Consider the following 22,554-nt stretch of genomic DNA (forward strand, 5'->3'; position numbering starts at 1 on the left):
CAGGTGATACCCATTTATGTGGTTGGTCGTTGATTGTATTTCTCGACTCCACCTGATTTCTCTAATCGTTTGGAGAGGAACCCGATGAAGATCGGCAACAGGATGGCTGTTGTTACAACGCTCGCTGCAATTTGCACCGTAGCAATCTCGGCAATTGGGCCAAATGAAGCATTAGCAGCCACGATGGCAGCAGGTGTACCTACGGCATTCCCGGCAGTTGAACCTTCGGAAGCACCAACGATAGGGTTCCAGCCGATGGCTTTAAAGAGCAGGAAACCGATTCCACCCGTTAATAACACGGTTAACACACCCAGTAAAATTCCGCTAAGACCACCTTGAATGATGGAGGAGAAGCTAATGTTCATACCCAGAGCAAATGCAAAGAACGGAACAAGTTTGTCACTGCCTTTATGCAGCCATTCCCCCAGATTGCGGTCCAGATTACCAATAATGACACCAACGATGAGCGGAAGCAATACCGCGACAAAGGCCATAGGGGAAAACATACCGTTTGCAAAACCCATCGCACCAAAGATGGAGAGCGCTGCCATGGTCAGGAAAGGACCATCACTGAGAGCGAGGAAAGGGTAGGCTGCTTTGTCATCTTCTTTCCCGTATTGGCCGGCGAGAGCAATGTACAAACCGCCATTAGAGTTAGTCATCGCAGCAATAATGGCAAGCGGGGCCAGGCCGAGAAATAACCCGTTTGAATCCGCGAACAATATAGCGATAAAACCAAGGGCTGCACCAATCACCCATTTGAACGTAAGCAAGGTCAAACCTTTGCCGACAGAGGAACCTGCTGTTTTAAACGTAATCTGTGTACCCGCAATGAACAGGAACAGGGCAATCAAAGTACTGGCACTGTTAACAAAAAGTGCTTCCGTGAATCCGCCAATGCGCAGGGCATTTGGGAAGAATGTATTAATGGTTGCACCAAGTAACAGGGGAACGACCATCATACCGCCAGGGATGCGATCTAAAGTTGCTTTAATGTTCATAGTAGTAGCTCCTTATGAAGTAATCGTTTTTATGAAGCGCTTGCAGGGATTATATTATCCCATATCGTTTAATATAGCAACAATAAATTATTGTAAATTTTAAATGCTTGGTTAACTGTTTAAAAATGCAACACATAAAAGCGATAAAAAAGACGCAAACTTAAAGTTAATCTTTAAGTTTACGCCATAATGTGGCCCGGTTAATCCCCAGACGCTCTGCGGCCTTTGATTGATTGTTATTTTCCTCCTGAAGCACGAACTGAATAACTTCTTTCTCAATCTCCTTCAGCGTACCGTTCAACTTCATTGGGCTTGAAGAAGGTTGCTGATCCAGCAAGCGGGACAAGGTAGCCGTGGTGATTACATAATCTTGTTCGTTGAGTGCAGCCTGCTTGATCAGATGTTTCAGCTGGTTGACATTCATATGTGTGATCTGATCTTGGATCAGCTGTAGAGCATCTTCTTTGATTCTCACCGCAGTAGTTCCGTATTTGTGGTAGTAATCCGTCAGGAAATGCTGCATCAGTGGAGCCAGATCCTCCGGTCTATCCGCAAGATTTGGCATCATGATTGTATTAAGCTCCAGATCAAGTGACCACTGCGGGTTCAATATCTGTTCCCCGAGTATAAACACACCTATTTGGTTTTGAAGGCAGCTCTGGATAAAGGCGAGCAACTCTGGATCTTCCATACGTGTTTCCATGTGGTTAATCTCTACATTTCTAACCTTGGCGAGTGGTATCTTGTGCAAATGACCGGGCGGAACTTGCGAGAGATCCATCTGTAATAAGAGTCCGCCACCTGAGTACATCTGATGAATATGTTTGACCAGAAAAGATTTACCGGAATCTGCTTCACCCCGCAGATAGATCGGTTCATGATTCTCGTAGAGTGCCCGAATGTTCTGTAATACCGCCTGCATGGCAGGGGATTCGGCAACGATAGGCTCCATCGATGCGTCCGTAAACGTTGTTATGCCGAATTGTGCAAAGGCATAGGGTTGTCCTTTTTCCAGCATATATACCTTGTAGTTCTTGTTGTCCAGGGTCGTTTCATAGGCGTTAACCGTGAGCTGGTAATCGTCCACCATGAACACATTTTGGATCTGGGATTGATGGAACTCCAGACTGGTATTGGTCAGATATATGTGATTATCGGTCAGCGGATTTTTCCCAAAATCGGTCAGGTTCTCAAATACAACCTCATTCCGTTCATTTAAAATAACTAAATTGGGATGTTCCCGTGTAACCAGGTCATTCAGGATGATCGATATCGCATGATTTTTGCTCAAATAACGATAGACCAACTGCGCATCCTCCATCGCTCTAAGGATGGATTCCTGGCCGGATTGGATCAACAATCCCTCCAGACCATAAGTCTTCGCGGTGTTGACGGTGATCACATCTCCGACAATCTGTCGGTACCCGGAAGCTTTCAACTCCAAGAGTAATCGTGCCACATCTTCCGAGCTATGTATGGTATAGACCTTGAGGGGCAGATCCATCAGATCAATAATCGATTGTGCACCAGAGGTGATGTTGGAGAAGCCAACAATAGCTGTTTGGCCGTTAAACTGGCTTGCTAGTGTAAGTGAACGAATCATATCATAGCCCGATAACTGCACATCAATGACGGGAATGGTCACTGCTTTTTTAATGAGTTGGGCGGTTCCGCCGCGGCTGATGATAATCTCTGCACCGTTTTTCTCAGCTTGAGTTGCTAATTCCACACCGTTTGCCAAGTCGCCCACGTCCGTCTGAATGGTTAACTGGGGAAAGCGAGGAATGCACTCTTGTATAATAGGAATCATCGATTCGTAGGGAGCAATAAAGTGAACTCGTGTACGCATAATTTTCCTGCCTTTATAGAAAACTTTGATCCCCTTATTATAGCCAACTTGCGAAGGAATGGCACCTATGGGGGAACCAGCCCTGTTGTATCTGCAAAATGCCTGTGTGTTATGCCTTCATAACTCTCCGAGTGGAATGTGATGAAGTACACTGAATCGAATCGTTATGTATTTCAAAATTAATGCATAATTGCACACGATAAGTATAGAGAAATGAGGAGATTACATATGGGAGACATTCATAAAGTGGCTGAGCCGGATCACATCATTAAGGATGTTGTTGGGAAGTTCCCGTGCAGGGTGCTGTGGAGTGAAGGCCGTCCATGTCTGGAGTATCAGAGGGAAGAGGATGTGGCGTTACCGATCCAAATCGGATTGCAGAGGAAAGTGTGCTGTTCATTAAAGGACTGTGAACTAGGAAGAAAGATACTGAGAATTAGGAGAGGATTTTTTGATTATAAGGCGACACTATAAAGTGCTCGTCTTTTCTTATATTACGTTTTATAGTACGTATTTGGATCATAGTAACTCCACTTGCCATCGTGAAATGTGAAACGTATGTCTCCGTATTCATGTATTATAGTATACATATGAACTTTTCGGAGGAGGAACAAGTAATGGGAATCTTATCGAGGTTTAGAGACGTGATGAAGGCCAATGTGAACCACATGTTGTCTCGGGCGGAAGACCCGGAGAAGAGTGTGAATGAATATATGCGAAGCCTGAGCAGTGATCTGGGTCAGGTGAAGGCTGAAACGACAGCGGTGCTGTCGGATGAGAGCCGGGCGAAGCGAGCATTGGATGAGTGTAGCGCCGAGGTCAAGAAATTACAGCGGTATGCGGAAAAATCAGCGGAGTCTGGAGACGAAGACAAGGCACGTGGTTTTCTGGAGAAGAAAGTGAAGCTGGCTGACAAATTGAATGAATTACAAGCCGCCTATGAACGTGCTTCCGCCAAAGCCAAGATGATGAAGCATATGAACGATAAACTGGTTGCTGATCTGGGGCAACTGGAAGCGCGACATGCAGAACTGAAAGGTCGCATGGCAGATGCAAAGGCGCAGCAACAGACCAACGAACGGAATGCATCTGCGGGCAGAGCTGATGCTGCATTGAAGGCCATGGAAGACAAGGCGAATCAGGCGCTGAACGAAGCAGAGGCTTTGGCAGAACTTCGTGCTGGGACACAGGAAGATGATTTGGACGAATTAATTGCCCGGTTGGAGAGGGACATGAACGCAGATGCGGGTAATAATGAGAATGCGTCGCCAAGTGCAGAGGAAGAACTCGCAGCGATTCAGGAAAAGCTGAATAATAAGTAATACGTTACACCATTTCGTTAACATTGAGGTGAGCAGATGCCGGTTATTGAATATAAATGTCCAAACTGCGGCAGTGGTATGATCTTTGACAGTGTGTCAGGTGCATTATCCTGTCCCAGCTGCGGCCGCCAGGACAACATAGAGCAGATCCCCGATCCCTTGAAAAGACAAGTATTCACCGAAAACGAGGTCAAAGAATACCACTGTAACAGCTGCGGAGCTGACATTGTGACAGAACCGGAGACCAGTGCGACGACATGTAGTTTCTGCGGTGCAGCGGTTGTACTCAGTGATCGGCTGACGGGCAATCTGGCCCCTGCGATGGTGATTCCCTTTTCGATCAACAAGGATCAAGCCAAGCAGGCTTTCAAAAAGTGGTGCAAAAACGGCCTTTTAACGCCAAGTGGCTTCATGTCCGCCGATCGGATTCAGAGCATTACCGGCATGTACGTGCCGTTCTGGTTGTACGAGTTACATAACAAAATCGAAGTGCATGGTCGTGGCACCAAGGTCAGATCCTACACACAGGGCGACTACCATTACACAGAAACACAGCATTTCGATATATACCGCCGGATTCGGCTGAATTACGTGAATCTGCCCATTGATGCATCGGAGAAAATGAAGGATGAACTGATGGATAAGCTGGAGCCGTTCCCATATAACCAGCTGAAATTGTTCAAGACCCCGTATCTGGCGGGGTACATTGCGGAAAAATACAGTTATACAGATGAGGAACTTTTCCCACGGGCGAAGGATAAAACAAGATCGTACATTGATTCTTATATTGCCTCAACCGTATCCGGTTATAGCAGTGTGAGCTACACGGACAAACAGATTGATACTACGCTCAAAAACGCGGACTATGTGTTGCTCCCGGTTTGGATGGTCAACTATGACTATAATCGGGCACAGTATACCTTTGCCATGAATGGTCAGACAGGTAAAGTGGTCGGTAAACCGCCGATCAGCAAAGCCAAAGTGGCTGGATGGTTCGCAGGGGTATCTGCGGTCTCGTTACTGTCACTGAAGCTGGTTTCCTGGATGATGGGAGGTGGATTCTTATGAGAAAAAGAACCCCTCTGGCCGTGATGGCTACGCTCATTTTACTTATGATCACCCTTGTTGCTCCGTTGATTCCCATGTCATCGGCATCCGCAGCGGAGAGCAAAAATCTCATCTACGATGAGGCCGACCTGCTGAGTGAGCAGGAAATAAGTGAACTGAATCTACTTGCGAATCAGTATGGCGCGGAACGGCAGACAGACTTTGTAATCTATACCTCCAATAACGAGGAGCATAAAAGTGAAAAACTGCTTACCGAAGACTTTTATGACGATCAGGGATTTGGTTACGATAAAACGCATGGAAACGCAGTTATTCTTACAATAGACATGTACAATCGGAAGATGTATCTGGCTGGTTTTTACAAAGGGGAAGAGTACATCGATAATGGCAGAGCCGATAAAATTACGGCCAAAATTGCCCCAGATGTATCGGATGGAAATTATAGATTGGCTTTTGAAAAATATCTGGAGCTCTCCTACGAATATATGGATCTTAAGCCCGGGGTAAACCCGGATAATATCCTCTTCAATACGTGGTTTCAACTTGCTGTATCCGTGGCAATCGGAGGAATTGTAGTTGGTATAATGACCCATCGTTCTGGCGGGCGAGTTACTGTCAATCGTGCAACATATGAGGATTCCAGTAATTCCAGTGTAATTGATCGTCAGGATCGGTACATTCGTACAACTGTCACCAAACGCAAGATTGAGAAGAACAATAACAACGGTGGCGGAGGCGGCGGTGGAGGCACCACTCGAGGTGGCCATTCCCATAGCGGTAGCAGCCGATCGTTCTAACATCACGGACACTCGTAATAACTTAACGCAGGCATGATGGCACACAATGCTTACTATAGAAGGGATGGGAATTAGTATGGGATTTTTCAGAAATCAATTTTCGAATGTGGTGGAATGGGAAGAGTTCAGAGATGACATGATATTTTGGAAGTGGAGCAACCGAGAGATCAAGAAGGGGAGTAAACTGATCATCCGTTCGGGTCAGGACGCCATTTTCCTGAATAACGGTAAAGTGGAAGGCATTTTCGAGGACGAAGGATCATTTAATATCGATTCCGAGATCATTCCATTCCTTTCTACATTAAAAGGATTCAAATTTGGATTCAACAGTGGCATGCGGGTCGAAGTCTTGTTTGTAAATACAAAAGAGTTCACCGTGCGGTGGGGCACACAAAGTCCGGTGTTGATTCCAACACCACAACTCCCGGGCGGGATGCCAATTCGGGCCAACGGAACATTTAATTTCAAAGTAAGTGACTATGTTACCCTGATTGATAAGATTGCAGGCATTAAGCAGAGTTATCTGGTCGAGGATGTCAAAATCCGAATCACTTCTGTGCTGGATCAGCTTCTAATGAAGTGGATTAGCCGCGAAGGGAAGGATATGTTCAACCTGCAGGCCAACGCATCGGATATTGCCAAAGGGATTCAGGAAGATCTGGATATGCAGATGATGGACATCGGCATTGGAATTACCGGTTTCCAAGTGATGAGCTTCAACTATCCAAAAGAGATTCAGGATATGATTACAAAGACCGCTTCGCATGAGATGATTGGTAATCTGCAAAAGTATCAGCAGGTCAGCATGACAGACGGCATCTCATCCGGTAAAGTACAGGGCGGCGGCGCGGCTTCGGATATGGCGGGCATGATGATGGGCATGAACATGGCCAATGAAATGATGAAAAACATGAACCAGAATCAAGGCCAAAACCAGAACAATAATTCCAATTCGTCTCAGAATCAGAATAGCGATCAGAAACCAGTGGGAAATAGCAACGGTGATTCAGGTAACTCTTCATCTACAGAAGGCAACAAGAAGCCAAACTTCTGCCCGAACTGTGGAGCCAAAAATGAAGGAGCCAACTTCTGTCCGAATTGTGGTCAAAAGCTGGGCTAATCAAATCAATACATGTAGGGCTAGGTTCGTAGTAAGTGAAATTACTGCGGAGCTAGCCCTTTTTTGTTTGGATTCATATATTTAATTTTGATAAAAGAGTTGACAACCGATCACAAATCATTTATCTTTAACTTAAGATATTTAATTTAAATATAAATAACAACCCAAACAAATATCTTTAATCCATTACATGAGGAGAGATCAAGATGATGATCCCAACATTGACCAGAATAAATGAACTTTCAAGAAAAGCTAAAGAGGGCGGATTGACGGAGATGGAAAAAGAGGAACAGGTTCGTCTTCGCCAGGAATATCTGCAAACTTTTCGCGGTTCGGTCAACGACATTCTGCTGAATGCAACCATCTATGATCCAAACGGCGATGACGTGACTCCTGATAAATTGAAACAAGAACAGGCCAATCAAAATAACAATTAAAATATAATTCGCTAGATCATATATCTTAATTTAAAGATAATACAAACTTACTATAAATCACTTACCAAACCAAGGAGGAATTAATCATGACTATTCAAACAGCAGGTATTCACCATATTACAGCTTTCGCAGGAGATCCACAGGCCAACGTTGATTTTTATGCCGGAGTTCTGGGACTTCGTCTGGTGAAAAAAACAATCAACTTCGATGCACCTGATGTATATCATCTGTATTTTGGAGATGAACACGGAAGCCCAGGTACCATCATTACCTTCTTCCCATCGGCTGGATCACCACGGGGCAAAATTGGCGGAGGTCAGGTCGGCATCACTTCCTATGTCATTCCTCCTGGGTCGATTGGCTTCTGGCAGAATCGGCTGGAACAGTATAACATTGAGGTAACCAAAACAAGTCGCTTCAATGAAGACCTGCTTCAATTCGAAGATGGCGAAGGCCTGCGGCTTGAGCTTGTTGAACGGGAAGAGGGAGCAATCAGCACTTGGGCGCATGAAGGGATTCCGACCGATAAAGCGATTAAAGGCTTCGGTGGTGCTGTCCTGTTCAGTGTTAACCCGCAAAGAACGATGGATGCTCTTGAGAAAATTTTGGGATTTGTCAGAGTGAGTGAAAATGAAGAGTATGCTCGTTTCCGGTCCAGCGGGGATATCGGTAATGTCGTAGATGTTCCAGTGACCCGTATGGCTCTGGGTATGGGCGGCGCAGGAACCGTGCACCATATTGCATGGCGCGCCAAAGACGATGAAGAGCATGCACAGTGGAGTGAAGCTGTACGTGATTACGGGTACCAACCGACTCCAGTGCGGGATCGTCAGTACTTTAACGCAATCTACTTCAGAGAAGCTGGCGGCATTCTATTTGAAATTGCTACAGATCCTCCGGGCTTTGCCAAAGATGAACCTGCTGATTCGCTTGGACAAAAATTGATGCTGCCTGAATGGTTTGAGAAATACCGCCCTCAAATTGAGGACAATCTGCAACCGATTGTGGTAAGAACGCTCGTACCTGCTACAGCTGCGAATTAATAAGAGTTCTAGAAAAAACCTGAAAAAGCGAAGCGTTCGCCTAAAAGCTTTCTGAAAGAAAGCTACATCGGAAGTATACGCTATCCCCGGATTTTCCCTTAGGAAAAGGGAATCAAAAAAATCTGGGGGTAACAGCGATTGAAGGGTTACTCGTCATCGAAGTGTATGTGTAATGAAAAACCTAAAGGAGCAACGAAGGATGATGGAGAAAAAGGTTACCTGGCTGGAGCTGTTTTACGATCTGCTCTTTGTAGCAGCGGTCTCCAAAGCAGGTCATGTCCTGTTACATGCCGAACATGGAGTAATTACGTTTGAATATTTAATGAAGTTTGTGCTTATTTTTATCCCTGTTTGGTGGGCATGGGTCGGTCAGACCTTGTTTATTAACCGCTATGGTCAAGATATCCTGATCCATCGAATATTCCTCATCCTTCAGCTTCTGTCCGTTATGGTCATGACGGCAAGCCTCTCTACCCATTTTGACCAATACTACCTGTCCTTCTTCATTGGATATATCGGCTCACGGGCATTTACGGCGATTCAGTATCTGACGGCTCACAAGTCAAAAGGCGAGCATCAGCAGCAAGCGGCTCGTTACTTGGGTACCTGTTTCCTCATTGGGATTTTGATCTCATCAGGTTCATTGTTCTTCGATTCCTGGTTACGCTACGTGATTTTGTATGCGGGGATTGCTGTGGACATCGTACTTCCGTTGATCGGACGCAAAAATCTGGTGAAGGTACCGGTTCAGACCCATCACTTGTTGGAACGTTTCGCGCTCTTTACACTCATCCTGCTGGGTGAATCGGTGGTAAGCATTATCGCTGTGCTGCAAGCCGATCATTGGGATATGAAATCCATTCTGTTTGCCGCCTTTACGTCCATCTTTGTCATTGCGATATGGTGGCAATACTTCGACAACGTGGAGAAAAAAGTCAGCAAAGAGATTCAGACTGCCGGGCAAGCGATCATATACGGCCATCTGTTCATCTACATCTCTATGAGTATGATCGCTGCCTCAATTCAGCTGTTATATCAGAATCAGTTAAACTATGTGTTCATGCTGGGGTTTGTATTTGGATCAGCGTTACTGTATTTCTTGTCGACATCACTTGTGTTCCACCGTTACAGACACGCACATCTACGACTCCGGCCACGTCATCTGGCAGTCATGGTGGGGTTACTGGTGGCATTTGTCCTTGTTGATCTGGTCTACCAGGTTCCGGGTTATGTCATCATGGGCGAAGACATGTTATTCTTCCTGGTGTATGCGAAACTTACGACTTAATATATCAAAGGAATTCTATAGCCTTCTAGGTAGCAAAACAAACTAAATAACCGTTTTCCAGTAGTATACCGGAGAACGGTTATTTAGTTTGTACCTGAAATCGATTCCAGATGAGACACCATTAATAGTTATCTGATGATTCAGAGATGTTGATAGCAGTAGAGGCTACTTGTGTATCGGGTCTTAACATTTTTAAGGTCTTAACAATGGGTATGGGTCCTTTTTGACCATCAATGAACGTAGTGCCCGAATTTATTTGTGTTATCGGTTCGATAAGAAACGTTCTTGCTACATATGTTCCTTCCACTATTTTATCTATTCCAAGATGGATGTAAGCATTGTGATACACATCAAATATTAATAGGGCACAATTAATACTATTAACAGGTTGAGTGTAGTAAACGACTTGTGTTGAAGACATAAGTAGCTTGGGAATGAGATGGAAATTAACTAATTTACTTTTTACACTATTGAATCCACCCTTGTTTTTCTTTTTTAAATCTTCAAACGTAATTATACCGTTCATAACACCATTGAAACCTGGCATGCCCTTATATTTTGAAGCTGCGCGTTCCTTCAAAGTTTTATTGACAATACTTTGTAAGCCTACAAGATGACAAAAGTTTTCTTTGTTAAAATCTAAGTGAAGTACGGAGCCGTCTCCCAAGTTGTATGTAAATCGATATGGTAATAGATAGCTGATGTAGTAGTCGAGGAGCAATTTTAGGTTAATCTGATCTATTCTTGGTTTTACATCTAGTGAGTGTAAGTCGTGGACATGTGATATCCTTTCGAGCATATAGGTTCCCTCACAGTTTCTATTTACAAACTAAAAAAGACGCTAGGTAGATAGAACCAGCGCCTTCACAATTATAATATGGTGGCGACTAAAAGCTCTGTTCCGCGTCTTATTTAAAGTCCACCGCGGAGTGGAACTAGGGGTCGCCTTCCCCAGTGACCCTAAGGGTCCAAATATAGTATATTCCGTATTACCGTGTGTTATGCAACTAATTACTCTATTCCGCATCTTATTTAAAGTCCACTGCGGAGTGGAACCAAGGGTTGCAACCCTGGTGAGCACAGTACGCTCCTAATTTGTTGATATCACTAGTATACCACAAAAGCCTTTTAGTTCAACGAAATAGGAGGTATTATCCATACGTTTATCGGAATTAATTCCCTAAATATTATCCTTGAATCATTGTATTCTTAACGAATAATTGATTGAATGAGCGTGTTCTTACATCGTGGAACGGCGTAATTGTGTCTGCAACTTTTGACGTTAGGGTAATTTCTTCTCAAAAGCACAAATCTAATTTAATTTCTTCTATAGAATCTGTTAATATGAGACTATGTACAAGTGAATCTACCAGATCATAGAATATCTTTTATATAAAATGAGCGTAAGAAACAAACATGAAAACGGAGAGGACAGAAATAACCTGAAGAAGCATAAGCGTTCGCCTTTATCAACGGATTTCTCCCTTTAGGAAAAGGGAATCAAGAAATCGGGGGATAAGAGTGATCGAAGGGTTGTTCTGTCCTAGTAGTGGCCGAATGTACGTTTTGTTAGTTCATTTTATATATAGCGATTCGTAGATATGGGGATGACAATCAGGAGGGAAATCATTGAGCACACATCAAATCGGAGTTCCATTGGAAGGGTTTGCAGAGTTTAGTCGTACGGTTGCCGCTGAAGGAGCCGTTTTACTCAGAAATGAAGGCCAAGTGCTTCCACTTCGTGAAAACGAAAACGTTTCAGTTTTTGGTCGCATTCAAGTCAATTATTATCGGAGCGGCACGGGTTCAGGCGGTAGTGTTCATGTAGCTTATACAACGAATCTGTTAGATGGTCTTCGCAGCAAAAAGAATATTACTGTTAATGAAGAGCTGGCAGCTGTCTATGAGAAGTGGATTGAGGAAAATCCATTTGATGATGGCGGAAAAGTATGGGCGGCTGAGCCATGGAATCAGAAAGAAATGCCTTTGACGGATGAACTGGTTGCACAGGCCAGAAGCAAGTCTAGCAAAGCCATTATCGTTATTGGACGTACAGCAGGAGAAGACCAGGATAATGCGGATGCGCCAGGAAGTTACCAACTGACAGAAGATGAGAAAGCGATGTTGAAGCAAGTTACGTCGCAGTTTGGACACACAATCGTTGTGTTGAATGTCTCAAATATCATCGACATGAGCTGGTTAAACGAAACGTATCTACATCCGATCCAAGGCGTAATTTACTCCTGGCATGGCGGTATGGAGGGTGGTAATGCGATTGCCGATGTGCTGGCGGGGGACGTTACACCAAGCGGTAAACTGACAGATACGATTGCATATTCCATCGAAGATTACCCTTCGACAAGCAACTACGGCAATGAGTTCAAGAACCTGTATCAGGAAGATATCTATGTAGGTTATCGTTATTTCGAAACGTTTCGACCTGAGCGCGTTCAGTTTGAATTCGGTTACGGCCTGTCTTATACGACGTTTTTGGCCCAACACGAAGAAGCAAAATCAGTGTCCAAAGACGGCGAAACCTACATTGAAGTTCGTGTAAATGTGACCAACTCAGGTACAACATATGCGGGCAAAGAGGTTGTGCAAGTTTATTATGAAGCACCACAAGGCAAACTGGGACAACCGGTGAAGGCTTTGGTGGCTTTTGGCAAAACAGGATTGTTGCAGCCGGGCGAGTCAGAACTTCTGACGATCAGCTTCCCGATCCATGCCATGGCATCTTACGATGATGCAGGTGTTACAGGTCTTGCTTCCGCGTACGTATTGGAAGAAGGCACATACCGACTGCATGTAGGAACCAGTGTGAAACAAGTGCAGCATATCAGCATTGATGGCCAGGATGGATATGTGATTGAATCCCTTCAATTGGTGGAGCAACTGCAAGAAGCGATGGCCCCAACTGAAGATTTTACACGGATGAAACCAGGTACGCGCAAGGAAGATGGATCTTATGAACTGACTTATGCAGAAGTACCGAAACGTAAGATATCCATGGCAAACCGGATCGAGCAGAATCTCCCGCAAACGCTGGAGCAGACAGGTAACCAGGGCCACAAGCTGAGTGACGTTAAGGCTGGCAAAGTGAGTCTGGAAACCTTCATCGCTCAACTGAGTGATCAGGATCTGGCGGCGATTGTCCGTGGCGAAGGCATGAGCAGTCCGCTCGTTACTTCGGGAACAGCATCTGCATTTGGTGGTGTCAGCGACAGCCTGTTTAACTACGGTATTCCGGTAGCATGTACGGCAGATGGCCCGTCCGGTATTCGTATGGATAGTGGCGAAAAGGCAACACAGGTATCCATTGGTACGTTGCTTGCGGCGACATGGAACAAGGATCTTGTTGAAGAGTTGTATGTGATGGAAGGACAGGAATTGCTAAGAAATCAGGTGGATACCCTGCTCGGACCTGGACTCAATATCCGCCGGAGCCCGCTTAATGGCCGGAACTTTGAGTACTTCTCCGAAGATCCACTGATCTCGGGTGTATTTGCGGCAGCATGTACGAAAGGTATCATGAAGGGTGGTTCCAATGCCACACTGAAACACTTTGCCTGCAACAACCAGGAGAAGCACCGCAGTAAAGTAGATGCTGTTGTCTCCGAACGTGCACTGCGTGAAATTTACCTGAAAGGGTTCGAAATCGCTGTAAAAGAAGGCGGAGCAAACTCCATCATGACCTCCTACAACCCGGTTAACGGACACTGGGCGGCATCCAACTACGACCTGAACACCACGATTTTGCGTGGCGAATGGAATTTCGACGGAATCGTAATGACCGACTGGTGGGCGATTATGAATGATGTGACCGAAGGTGGAGAGGCTGATCGCAAATACACCAACTGGATGATTCGTGCGCAGAATGATCTCTACATGGTTGTACCGAACTACGGCGCAGAGATCAATGGCTGGGACGACAACACGATTGAATCCTTGGAAAATGGAACATTGACTCGCGGAGAGCTGCAACGCTCGGCGATTAATATCTGCAAGTTCATCATGAATGCACCGGTGTCCGGCAGAAAACATGAGATCGTGGAGAATGTCGCTTCGTTCCAAGCGAATGCCTCCCTATCTGCTGCACAAGCTCAGGATCTGGTTGAGAACGCACAGGTGAAACCTGCAGTAGCTGAACCCGTCTACATGAAAGTGAGCGAGGCCGGCCATTATCGGATTATCGTACAGATCATGTCCCCTGAGCCGGAACTCGCTCAAAGTGCATGTAACCTGCTCCTGAATGACCAGTTGGTAACCACCATCCAAACAAATGGTACGGAAGGCAAATGGATCAGACAGAAACTTGTCAAAATAGATCTTGAAGCAGGACTGTATGAATTGAAACTGGACTTCACCAAACCAGGTCTCCAGATTGATTGGATCGAATTCAAGCAGGTGTAGAAGATAATCGGAAATATCAGGTGATAAGAGCAATCGAAAGGTTGTTCTGTCATCGAAAGCAGAATACGTGGGTATATGACAAAGGACACTGTACGCAGGTGTCCTTTGTTGTAACACAGAATAGCTACTGTTATGATAGTGTTATGAGATTCGTAGTTCTGAACAATGGGGTCAGGGGTGTTGCGAGGAATGAGAAATTATAATTTTTTGAGTCCAATCCTGCTGGTTGTGGTGGCGCTGATTGTGAGAGGCCTGGTGACTAACCTGGGAGTTCTTTTCGGATTATCACAAGAAGTGGCGAGTAATATTGCCATGATAGCCATGATCATTGCTGCACTGATTATGTTTAATCGAATGACGAAGGCTCGGCGTAGAAAATAGAAAAAGCTCGGATAACCAGAAGGTTATCCAAGACACGAAGACACCCTCGGGGTGTCTTTTTTGTATTGACGTTCTGATCCTAACGTTTTAGACTATTGCTAATTGATAATAACATTATAAATAACAAAAATAACAAAACTCATCAAACAAAGTATATGATGTCCGTTGCACTCTCTATTTGCTAGCCCATTCCGGTCCCCAAAGGAGAATCCAATCATGAAGATCATTGCCGACAAACCATATATCGTTCAGGACGGTCAGCCTTTGCAAATTGGGATCTGGAAGCTGACCGTCGCCCATAATGATGAAGAAGGACCGCAGGAGCGCTGATGAAGCGTTCAGTCGGTCCTTTATGTCATGGATCAGGCTGTGTGCAGTTCGAGTGATGTCTATCGATACGGGTTAACGGTTCTAGAATAATCTACGATGAAGTGAAGGGAGCGATCCTTATGGAAAGACAGCCTGTATTGGAAGTCATTGCTGTGGATGCGGCAGATGCCAAAGCAGCTGAGGAGGGAGGGGCTGATCGGATTGAGCTGGTGTCTGCGATGTCTGAAGGAGGACTTACCCCCGGTTATGGTGTCATGGAGCATGCGGTATCCCGAGTATCCATTCCGGTGTATGTCATGATCCGTCCGCATAGCCGCTCGTTCCGCTATAGCGCAGATGACATCCGCGTTATGACCCAGGATGTACGCGTGGCGAGGGAACTTGGAGCCGCTGGCATCGTGATCGGCGCCCTCACCGGAAATGGTGAAGTCGACCTCATATCCTTGCAATCATGTATGGCCGAAGCTCAGGGTTTGGGCGTTACGTTTCATCGTGCTATTGATGTGAGCACAAGCCTGACTGAGGCGCTCAAGGCCATTAACACATTGGGCAACGTGGGGCGTGTACTTACATCGGGAGGAAAACAGACAGCACCTGAAGCGATGCAAGAACTGAAACAGCTTCAGCAATTGGGGCAAATCTTGAACATCGCTGTCATGGCAGGGTCGGGGGTCACCATAGAGGGAATTCAAACGCTAGTGAGTCAGACGGGTATCACGGAAATCCATATGGGATCAGGCGTGAGGTACAAAGGCAGCTTTAATTATCCCATGGATCCACATTTGGTTGAAGAAGCCAAGCAGCAGTTATTGCTTGCATCAAGGCCATTCATGGACAGTAGTGCACTGAGTAGTGGTCCAAGCAAGGGTGGTCCAATGGTATAGGGATGCGCTAAATAAAAGGAGTGATACGCCATGAATTATGAACTGCAACCAGCCGAATGGATTAAGTCCGCAGCACAGGTCAGCCCGTCCGAACGCCAGCTGAGGTGGCAGGAGATGGAGTTCTACGCGTTTATTCATTTTACGGTAAATACATTTACGGATCAGGAATGGGGCACTGGGGAGGAAGACCCGGCGATTTTCAATCCTTCTGAACTGAGTGCAACGCAATGGGTGCAGGCGTGCAAGGCTGCGGGGATGAAGGGGCTGATTCTGACATGTAAGCATCATGATGGATTTTGTTTGTGGCCCAGTGAGTATACACCGCATACGGTCGCGGCTAGTTCGTGGAGGAATGGTACGGGGGATTTGGTTCGGGAAGTCGCCGATGCCTGCCGTGAGGGCGGGTTGAAGTTTGGCGTGTACCTGTCTCCTTGGGATCGTCATGAAGCCTCCTACGGAGATTCGGAGAGGTATAACGAGTTTTTCCTCCAACAGTTACGCGAGCTGCTTACGAATTATGGCGACATCTTCTGTGTATGGTTTGATGGTGCATGTGGTGAGGGTCCGAATGGCAAAAGGCAGGTCTATGACTGGGACGTCTATTATGCGCTTATTCGTGAACTTCAGCCCGAAGCTGTCATCTCGGTATGTGGCCCGGATGTTCGCTGGTGCGGCAATGAGGCGGGGCATACGCGGGAATCGGAATGGAGCGTTGTGCCAGCGCATATGCAGGATAATGAGAAAATTCAGGAGCAATCGCAACAGGTGGATGATGGTGAGTTTGCCACAAGGATCAATACGCAGGACAGTGATTTGGGAAGCCGAGAGGTTATTCGTTCCCAAGGTGACCAACTGATCTGGTACCCTGCCGAGGTGAATACCTCGATTCGCCCAGGATGGTTCTATCATGCCAGTGAAGATGATCAGGTCAAAACACTGGAAGAACTGCTCGCCGTCTATTACGGCGCAGTGGGGGGCAACGCCACCTTTTTACTCAATCTGCCACCGGATATGCGTGGTCTCATTCACGAGCGGGATGTGGAGCGACTACAGGAATTGGGAGATTCACTGCGCACCATTTTTCAGGAAAATTTCGCCTTGCAGGCGCTGGTAAAAGCATCGGAGACGATGGATGAACAACATGCCGTATCGGAAGTGCTGACGGAACGCCGGGATACGTATTGGTGTCCTCACGAAGGAACAGAGCAGGCTTGGATTGAGCTGGATTTGCGGGAGGAACGATCGTTTGATCGGTTGGTGCTGATGGAACATATCCAGACAGGCCAACGGATTGAACGTTTTACACTGGAGTCGCAGAGGGCAGATGGTGGTTGGGAAGAGTTTTACAAGGGGACGGTGGTGGGGCATAAGCGAATTTGCTGTTTCTCACAGGTCACATCGAGAAAGATGCGTTTAAGCATTCATGAATCCAGATGGTGCCCTACGTTGTCCGGAATAGGCATATATCTGAGCGAGCGGGGAGGGTTGTAACATGGCGGTGCTGACGTATAAAGGTTCACAATTTATGTATGATGGCGAGCCCATTCGGATTTTGTCGGGTGCCATCCATTATTTCAGAGTGGTCCCCGACTATTGGGAGGATCGGTTACTCAAGTTGAAAGCCTGCGGTTTCAATACGGTGGAAACGTATGTGCCGTGGAATGTCCATGAGCCGCAGCCGGGTCGGTATTGTTTTGAAGGGATGGCTGATCTGGAACGTTTTATTCACATTGCGGGAGATGTGGGTCTGCATGTGATTGTTCGTCCAAGTCCTTATATATGTGCCGAGTGGGAGTTTGGCGGATTACCTGCCTGGCTGCTTGCTGATGATGATATCCGTCTTCGGTGTAATAATGCAAAATTTCTGGCGAATGTGGATCGTTATTATGATGTGCTTTTGCCCAAATTAAAACCCCTTCTTAGTACCAATGGCGGACCGATCATCGCAATGCAGATTGAAAATGAGTACGGCAGCTTCGGAAATGACGCCAGTTACCTGCGATATTTACGTGATGGCATGGTGGAACGCGGTATGGATGTGTTGTTATTTACCTCGGACGGACCGACCGATCACATGTTACAGGCAGGATCGGTACCGGGGCATCTGGCTACGGTCAATTTTGGATCAGGTACGGAGGGAGCGTTCGCCAAGTTGCGTGAATATCAGGCGGACGAACCTTTAATGTGCATGGAGTATTGGAACGGCTGGTTCGATCACTGGGGTGAGTCGCATCATACCCGGGAAGCCTCAGATGTGGCTGGTGTGTTTGAAGAGATGCTTCGAGCAGGAGCCTCAGTCAACTTTTATATGTTCCACGGTGGAACAAACTTTGGATTTTACAACGGGGCGAACTGTCAGCAGAAGGATCAATATGAACCCACAATTACAAGTTACGACTACGATTCACTGCTCAGCGAATCAGGGGAGCCGACAGCGAAATTCCATGCGGTGAGGGACCTTATTGCTCGGTATAGCGATGAAGGTCTGGGTGAGATTGTGCTGCCAGAATCGAAGGGGACCATCGCCTATGGGCGGGTGGAGTTGACCCAACAGGCGTCATTACTGGCGCAGATGGACCGGATATCAGTCCCGGTACAACGCATGAATCCGGAACCGATGGAGAAGCTGGGTCAGGATTATGGCTTTATTTGTTATCAGACCCGAATATCCGGGCCAAGGGAGCGACAGGAACTGGTGGTTCAGGAGGTTCGTGACCGTGCGCTTGTGTTTGTTGATGGGCAATTTCAAGGTGTGCTCGAACGGGGCAATACGGAATTATCGGTATCCTTTGAAGTGCCGCCAGAGGGCGCAGAACTATTGATCCTTGTCGAAAATATGGGGCGAATCAACTATGGCCCATACCTGAGAGATCCGAAGGGGATTACGGAGGGGGTGCGACATGGCTTTCAATTTTTATATGATTGGACGATTCATTGTCTGCCATTAACCGATCTGTCGGATTTAAAATTCAGCGATGTGATTAGCGAAGCAATTAACGAAACAATTAATGAAGCACAGGGGCCTGCTTTTTATAGGGGGAATTTTCATATCAAGGATGTAAGAGATACTTTTCTGCGACTGGATAGCTGGACCAAAGGGGTTGTATTTGTAAACGGAATCAATCTGGGACGCTACTGGAATAAAGGACCGCAAAAAACACTGTATGTACCTGCTCCGCTCCTACATGAAGGTGAGAATGAAATCATGGTATTTGAGCTACATCAGACGGCTGATCTGGCCGTAATGTTCGTGGATACACCGGATTTGGGCTAGAAAAGGAAAATAGGTGAGCCAAACGATTATTGGCAATTGTCGTGTCCGCCAGAAAAAGGTATACGTTGGGTATGGACATCGACTAGGGCGTGTCTGAAAACTCCGAAGGACGCAGATTTTGCCGAATTTTCGTTCCAAGCAAGGAGATTTTCCGCAGGCGTGCCGGGGCACGTCAAGGGAAAGTGACGCAGCAGGGGGCGAAAAGGCGGTAAAAGATGCACTTCAGTGAGTTTTGAGACACGTCCTACAGGAGAGGATGAGGAAAAATGAAAGTTGGACTCAGCACCTACAGTCTGCAACAAGCATTGGATCGCAAAGAATTGACCGTACCGGATGCCATTCGTTGGATCGCCGATCAGGGTGGGGAACATGTGGAGATTGTGCCGATGGGGTTCAGTCTGATCGATAACCCGAAGTTGATTGATGAGATTAAAGCTGTGGCAAAAGAGGTAGGGATCGATATTTCCAATTACGCCATCGGCGCAAACTTCGCTGTTCAGGAGGACGCCGAAGCGTTGGAGCAAGAGATCCAGAATGTGATGCGACATGTGGATGTGGCTGATGCGCTCGGCGTGAAGCTGATGCGTCATGACGTGGCTTTCCGCCCTGCACCAGAGGGAACTGTAGCACAGTTCGAGATCGACCTACCGGTACTGGTGAAAGCCTGTCAGCGGATAGCCGATTATGCAGCGGGTTTTGGAATTACAACAAGCGTGGAGAACCATGGGTACTATGTGCAGTCGAGTGAGCGAATTCAGCGTTTGTTACACGAAACGGCGCGGTGTAACTTTAAGACCACGCTGGATGTCGGCAATTTCCTCTGTGTGGATGAAGACCCGGTGAGTGCCGTGAAAAATAACATTCCGTACGCGTCGATCGTGCACGCCAAAGACTTCTACTGGAGACCTTCCTACCGAAATCCCGGTGAAGGCTGGTTCCAAACCTCGCATGGCAATTACCTGCGCGGTGCCATTGTGGGCCATGGCGATATCGACATGCTTGAGGTATTCCGTGTGTTGAAACAATCCGGGTATGACGGATATATCTCGGTTGAATTTGAAGGCATGGAGAATTGCAAAACCGCCTCACGCATTGCCATGGATAACGTCCGCCGCCTATGGGAAGAGGCATAGGGCTGAGTACTTGTTTTAAATGAATAAAATTGAATCAAATGTTAAAGAAGGCGTGAGTAACAGAGGGGAAGCTTGGAACTGTAGGAGCGTTAGCGACCGCCTTTGTCTGCGGATTTCAACCGCTAGAGCGGTCAATAAAAGAAATTTGCAGACAACAGCGGCCGAAAGTCCAAGCATTCACCGTCGTTACGTTAAGCCGAGTATAATTTCTTGAGTCAATTCATATGAAAACGATGGAGGAATCAGCACTATGCCCAAATTGAAAGTCGCCGTTATCGGTGCCGGATCCATATCCGATTGCCATTTGCAAGCGTACGCCAGTAACCCGGAGGTTGAAATATACGCCATCTGTGACCTGAATGCAGTACGTGCCACTGAAGTCGCGAAGCAATATAATGCACCTCATGTGTTTACCGATTATAAGGAACTGCTCGCAATGCCCGAAATTCATTCCGTCAGCATCTGTACATGGAACGATTCCCATGCGGAGATTAGTATTGCTGCTCTGGACGCGGGCAAAAACGTGCTGTGTGAGAAACCACTATGCCAAACCGTTGAGGATGCGCTCGAAGTAGAGAAGGCCGTTCACCGCAGCGGAAAGCTGCTTCAGGTCGGTTTTGTTCGCCGCTATAGCGACAATGCACAGATTCTGAAGAAGTTTATCGACGAGGGTGAACTGGGCGAGATCTATTATGCCAAAGCCTCCAGTCTGCGTCGTCTGGGCAATCCGGGTGGCTGGTTCTCGGATATCAACCGCTCCGGCGGCGGCCCGCTGATCGATATCGGGGTACATGTGATCGACATATGCTGGTATCTGATGGGCAGACCGAAGGTGAAATCCGTCTCCGCTAACGTATCCAATCGATTAGGAAACCGCTCGAACATTAACAATCTATCGTTCTACAAAGCAGCGGACTATGATGCAGAACAGAACACCGTTGAGGATATGGCAAATGCCCTGATTCGTTTCGAGAACGGCGCAAGCCTACTCGTGGATGTCAGTTTCACGCTCCATGCCAAAGCGGATGAGACTTCGGTCAAACTATATGGCGACAAAGGCGGTGCCGAGCTGGAGCCGGAAATTTCGATCATTGGCGAGAAATTCAACACCATTTTGAACATGACCCCACAGGTCGATTTCAAATCATTCGATTTTATGGGCTCGTTCCGCAATGAAATCAACCATTTTATCGATAGTACCCAGGGCCGCAAAGAAACACTTAGCCCCGTCGAAGACGGCGTCGAAGTGATGAAAATGCTCTGTGCCATCTATGAATCAGCCCGTCAGGGCCGCGAAATCACGCTGTAAAGGTAGGATTGTATTGCGTTGTTACGCTACGTTGATACTTTACTACTCCCGTGGCATTAAAAGTTATGAGCACTTCGCTCCTTTTCAATGAAAAGCTCTGCTCGGGGCGGGATTCGGAGTCGGCTTCTTGGCCCGCGGTTGGAGTAGAGCAGGGAGCGAGTACTAACGAATCTGAGGCGTCTTATTTAAGGATTCGGAGCGCTAGCCGAAATCTAAGGAATCTGACACATGCTATATCAGAATAAGCAGCAGTATACAGCGTTTTTACCACCTAATTTCGGGAAATAACGTGTCTGATGTTCCTTACAATTTAAAAAGAGGAACAAAAGGCTAAATAAGACGCCCTGTGTTCCTTAGAAAATTCTCTACCTATTCACCAGGATAAACGGGCTTGGATTTCAAGACGTTATAAACGCACTGACATCCATCATCGTAAATCTTCCCTGAACTGAAGTTGAAGGCATACCCTATATAAACTAATCGTTACGCCAAAACGGAGAACACAAAACCAATCCAAAACAACGAATCGCACTCTCTCTGATCTTGTATTCCCTATAGAAACGAGGGAAATAAGGGGTCCATAGTGATTGGAGAGGGCACCGCACTCGAAATAACAGAATTACTGTGCCCCTCACAGTTAAACTAAGCGTTTACGCCAAAACAGAGAACGCAAAACCAATCCAAAACAACGGAACGCACTCTCTCTGCCCTTGGATTTCCCTATAGAAACAAGGGAAATAAGGGGTTCCATAGTAATTGGAGAGGGCACCGTACTCAAAATAACAAAGTTACTACGCCCCTTAATAGTTAAACTAGCGTTTACGCCAAAACGGAGAGTGCAGAACCAATCTGAAGAAGCGAAGCGCTCGCCTTTATCACCGTATTTCCAACAATTATAAAGTGAA

General features: G+C 46.5%; 18 protein-coding genes. 15 read left to right on the top strand and 3 right to left on the bottom strand.

The window, feature by feature from the left end; genetic code table 11:
- Nucleotides 1-14: 14 nt before the first annotated feature.
- Nucleotides 15-1,001: a 2-keto-3-deoxygluconate permease gene (locus NST38_RS01060; RefSeq protein ID WP_076254267.1), complete on the bottom strand. Its 987-nt coding sequence runs from the start codon at nucleotides 999-1,001 to the stop codon at nucleotides 15-17.
- 166 nt (nucleotides 1,002-1,167) lie between these two features.
- Nucleotides 1,168-2,850 carry a sigma-54-dependent transcriptional regulator gene (locus tag NST38_RS01065; protein WP_076254265.1) on the bottom strand — a complete coding sequence of 561 codons (1,683 nt, stop codon included), beginning with the start codon at nucleotides 2,848-2,850 and terminating at the stop codon, nucleotides 1,168-1,170.
- Between the two features lie 617 nt (nucleotides 2,851-3,467).
- Here NST38_RS01065 and NST38_RS01070 point away from each other — a divergent pair.
- The 7 genes from NST38_RS01070 to NST38_RS01100 all read left to right on the top strand — a co-directional run bounded on the left by NST38_RS01070 (nucleotide 3,468) and on the right by NST38_RS01100 (nucleotide 9,925).
- The gene (locus tag NST38_RS01070) at nucleotides 3,468-4,172 is read left to right on the top strand and encodes a PspA/IM30 family protein (RefSeq protein WP_076254260.1); all 705 of its coding nucleotides are present in this window, start codon (nucleotides 3,468-3,470) and stop codon (nucleotides 4,170-4,172) included.
- Nucleotides 4,173-4,208: 36 nt separating this feature from the next.
- Nucleotides 4,209-5,240, top strand: a complete 1,032-nt coding sequence (locus tag NST38_RS01075; RefSeq protein WP_047841485.1) for a hypothetical protein — start codon at nucleotides 4,209-4,211, stop codon at nucleotides 5,238-5,240.
- Nucleotides 5,237-6,037, top strand: a complete 801-nt coding sequence (locus tag NST38_RS01080; RefSeq protein ID WP_076254258.1) for a TPM domain-containing protein — start codon at nucleotides 5,237-5,239, stop codon at nucleotides 6,035-6,037. Before NST38_RS01075 ends, NST38_RS01080 begins: the two co-directional genes overlap by 4 nt.
- Before the next feature lie 76 nt (nucleotides 6,038-6,113).
- A complete protein-coding gene (locus tag NST38_RS01085) occupies nucleotides 6,114-7,157 on the top strand; it encodes an SPFH domain-containing protein (protein WP_076254256.1) in 1,044 nt (347 codons plus the stop codon).
- Between the two features lie 209 nt (nucleotides 7,158-7,366).
- A complete protein-coding gene (locus NST38_RS01090; protein ID WP_076254330.1) occupies nucleotides 7,367-7,594 on the top strand; it encodes a DUF896 domain-containing protein in 228 nt (75 codons plus the stop codon).
- 86 nt (nucleotides 7,595-7,680) lie between these two features.
- Nucleotides 7,681-8,637: a ring-cleaving dioxygenase gene (locus NST38_RS01095; RefSeq protein WP_076254253.1), complete on the top strand. Its 957-nt coding sequence runs from the start codon at nucleotides 7,681-7,683 to the stop codon at nucleotides 8,635-8,637.
- 199 nt (nucleotides 8,638-8,836) lie between these two features.
- The gene (locus NST38_RS01100) at nucleotides 8,837-9,925 is read left to right on the top strand and encodes a low temperature requirement protein A (RefSeq protein WP_076254251.1); all 1,089 of its coding nucleotides are present in this window, start codon (nucleotides 8,837-8,839) and stop codon (nucleotides 9,923-9,925) included.
- Between the two features lie 121 nt (nucleotides 9,926-10,046).
- Here the strand turns inward: NST38_RS01100 and NST38_RS01105 are convergent, their stop codons facing one another.
- A complete protein-coding gene (locus NST38_RS01105; RefSeq protein WP_076254248.1) occupies nucleotides 10,047-10,724 on the bottom strand; it encodes a PBECR4 domain-containing protein in 678 nt (225 codons plus the stop codon).
- 830 nt (nucleotides 10,725-11,554) lie between these two features.
- On the opposite strand from NST38_RS01105, the gene NST38_RS01110 reads away from it, so the two are divergent.
- The 8 genes from NST38_RS01110 to NST38_RS01145 all read left to right on the top strand — a co-directional run bounded on the left by NST38_RS01110 (nucleotide 11,555) and on the right by NST38_RS01145 (nucleotide 21,649).
- The gene (locus tag NST38_RS01110) at nucleotides 11,555-14,338 is read left to right on the top strand and encodes a glycoside hydrolase family 3 C-terminal domain-containing protein (RefSeq protein ID WP_076254247.1); all 2,784 of its coding nucleotides are present in this window, start codon (nucleotides 11,555-11,557) and stop codon (nucleotides 14,336-14,338) included.
- 189 nt (nucleotides 14,339-14,527) lie between these two features.
- Entirely contained in the window at nucleotides 14,528-14,719 is a 192-nt protein-coding gene (locus tag NST38_RS01115) for a hypothetical protein (protein ID WP_017691199.1), read from the top strand.
- Between the two features lie 449 nt (nucleotides 14,720-15,168).
- Complete coding sequence (locus NST38_RS01120; protein WP_076254244.1) at nucleotides 15,169-15,933, top strand: copper homeostasis protein CutC; 765 nt, start codon at nucleotides 15,169-15,171, stop codon at nucleotides 15,931-15,933.
- Nucleotides 15,934-15,963: 30 nt separating this feature from the next.
- Nucleotides 15,964-17,424: an alpha-L-fucosidase gene (locus NST38_RS01125; protein WP_076254242.1), complete on the top strand. Its 1,461-nt coding sequence runs from the start codon at nucleotides 15,964-15,966 to the stop codon at nucleotides 17,422-17,424.
- Nucleotide 17,425: 1 nt separating this feature from the next.
- On the top strand, nucleotides 17,426-19,207 hold the full coding sequence (locus NST38_RS01130; RefSeq protein WP_076254240.1) for a glycoside hydrolase family 35 protein: 1,782 nt from the start codon (nucleotides 17,426-17,428) through the stop codon (nucleotides 19,205-19,207).
- Nucleotides 19,208-19,296: 89 nt separating this feature from the next.
- Entirely contained in the window at nucleotides 19,297-19,419 is a 123-nt protein-coding gene (locus NST38_RS01135) for a hypothetical protein (RefSeq protein WP_268745237.1), read from the top strand.
- A 54-nt stretch (nucleotides 19,420-19,473) separates the two neighbouring features.
- Nucleotides 19,474-20,340 carry a sugar phosphate isomerase/epimerase family protein gene (locus NST38_RS01140; RefSeq protein WP_076254238.1) on the top strand — a complete coding sequence of 289 codons (867 nt, stop codon included), beginning with the start codon at nucleotides 19,474-19,476 and terminating at the stop codon, nucleotides 20,338-20,340.
- Nucleotides 20,341-20,590: 250 nt separating this feature from the next.
- A complete protein-coding gene (locus NST38_RS01145) occupies nucleotides 20,591-21,649 on the top strand; it encodes a Gfo/Idh/MocA family protein (RefSeq protein WP_076254236.1) in 1,059 nt (352 codons plus the stop codon).
- The last annotated feature ends 905 nt before the right edge of the window (nucleotides 21,650-22,554 follow it).

Origin of the sequence: Paenibacillus sp. FSL H8-0104, from assembly GCF_038050215.1 — a bacterium.
Lineage (GTDB): Bacteria > Bacillota > Bacilli > Paenibacillales > Paenibacillaceae > Paenibacillus > Paenibacillus amylolyticus.

Coding starts and splice junctions, on each gene's coding strand:
- NST38_RS01095 (WP_076254253.1), top strand. CDS start 7,681: ATGACTATTCAAACAGCAGGTATTCACCATATTACAGCTTTCGCAGGA.
- NST38_RS01075 (WP_047841485.1), top strand. CDS start 4,209: ATGCCGGTTATTGAATATAAATGTCCAAACTGCGGCAGTGGTATGATC.
- NST38_RS01140 (WP_076254238.1), top strand. CDS start 19,474: ATGAAAGTTGGACTCAGCACCTACAGTCTGCAACAAGCATTGGATCGC.
- NST38_RS01130 (WP_076254240.1), top strand. CDS start 17,426: ATGGCGGTGCTGACGTATAAAGGTTCACAATTTATGTATGATGGCGAG.
- NST38_RS01090 (WP_076254330.1), top strand. CDS start 7,367: ATGATCCCAACATTGACCAGAATAAATGAACTTTCAAGAAAAGCTAAA.
- NST38_RS01085 (WP_076254256.1), top strand. CDS start 6,114: ATGGGATTTTTCAGAAATCAATTTTCGAATGTGGTGGAATGGGAAGAG.
- NST38_RS01060 (WP_076254267.1), bottom strand. CDS start 1,001: ATGAACATTAAAGCAACTTTAGATCGCATCCCTGGCGGTATGATGGTC.
- NST38_RS01065 (WP_076254265.1), bottom strand. CDS start 2,850: ATGCGTACACGAGTTCACTTTATTGCTCCCTACGAATCGATGATTCCT.
- NST38_RS01105 (WP_076254248.1), bottom strand. CDS start 10,724: ATGCTCGAAAGGATATCACATGTCCACGACTTACACTCACTAGATGTA.
- NST38_RS01125 (WP_076254242.1), top strand. CDS start 15,964: ATGAATTATGAACTGCAACCAGCCGAATGGATTAAGTCCGCAGCACAG.
- NST38_RS01080 (WP_076254258.1), top strand. CDS start 5,237: ATGAGAAAAAGAACCCCTCTGGCCGTGATGGCTACGCTCATTTTACTT.
- NST38_RS01115 (WP_017691199.1), top strand. CDS start 14,528: ATGAGAAATTATAATTTTTTGAGTCCAATCCTGCTGGTTGTGGTGGCG.
- NST38_RS01100 (WP_076254251.1), top strand. CDS start 8,837: ATGATGGAGAAAAAGGTTACCTGGCTGGAGCTGTTTTACGATCTGCTC.
- NST38_RS01120 (WP_076254244.1), top strand. CDS start 15,169: ATGGAAAGACAGCCTGTATTGGAAGTCATTGCTGTGGATGCGGCAGAT.
- NST38_RS01070 (WP_076254260.1), top strand. CDS start 3,468: ATGGGAATCTTATCGAGGTTTAGAGACGTGATGAAGGCCAATGTGAAC.
- NST38_RS01145 (WP_076254236.1), top strand. CDS start 20,591: ATGCCCAAATTGAAAGTCGCCGTTATCGGTGCCGGATCCATATCCGAT.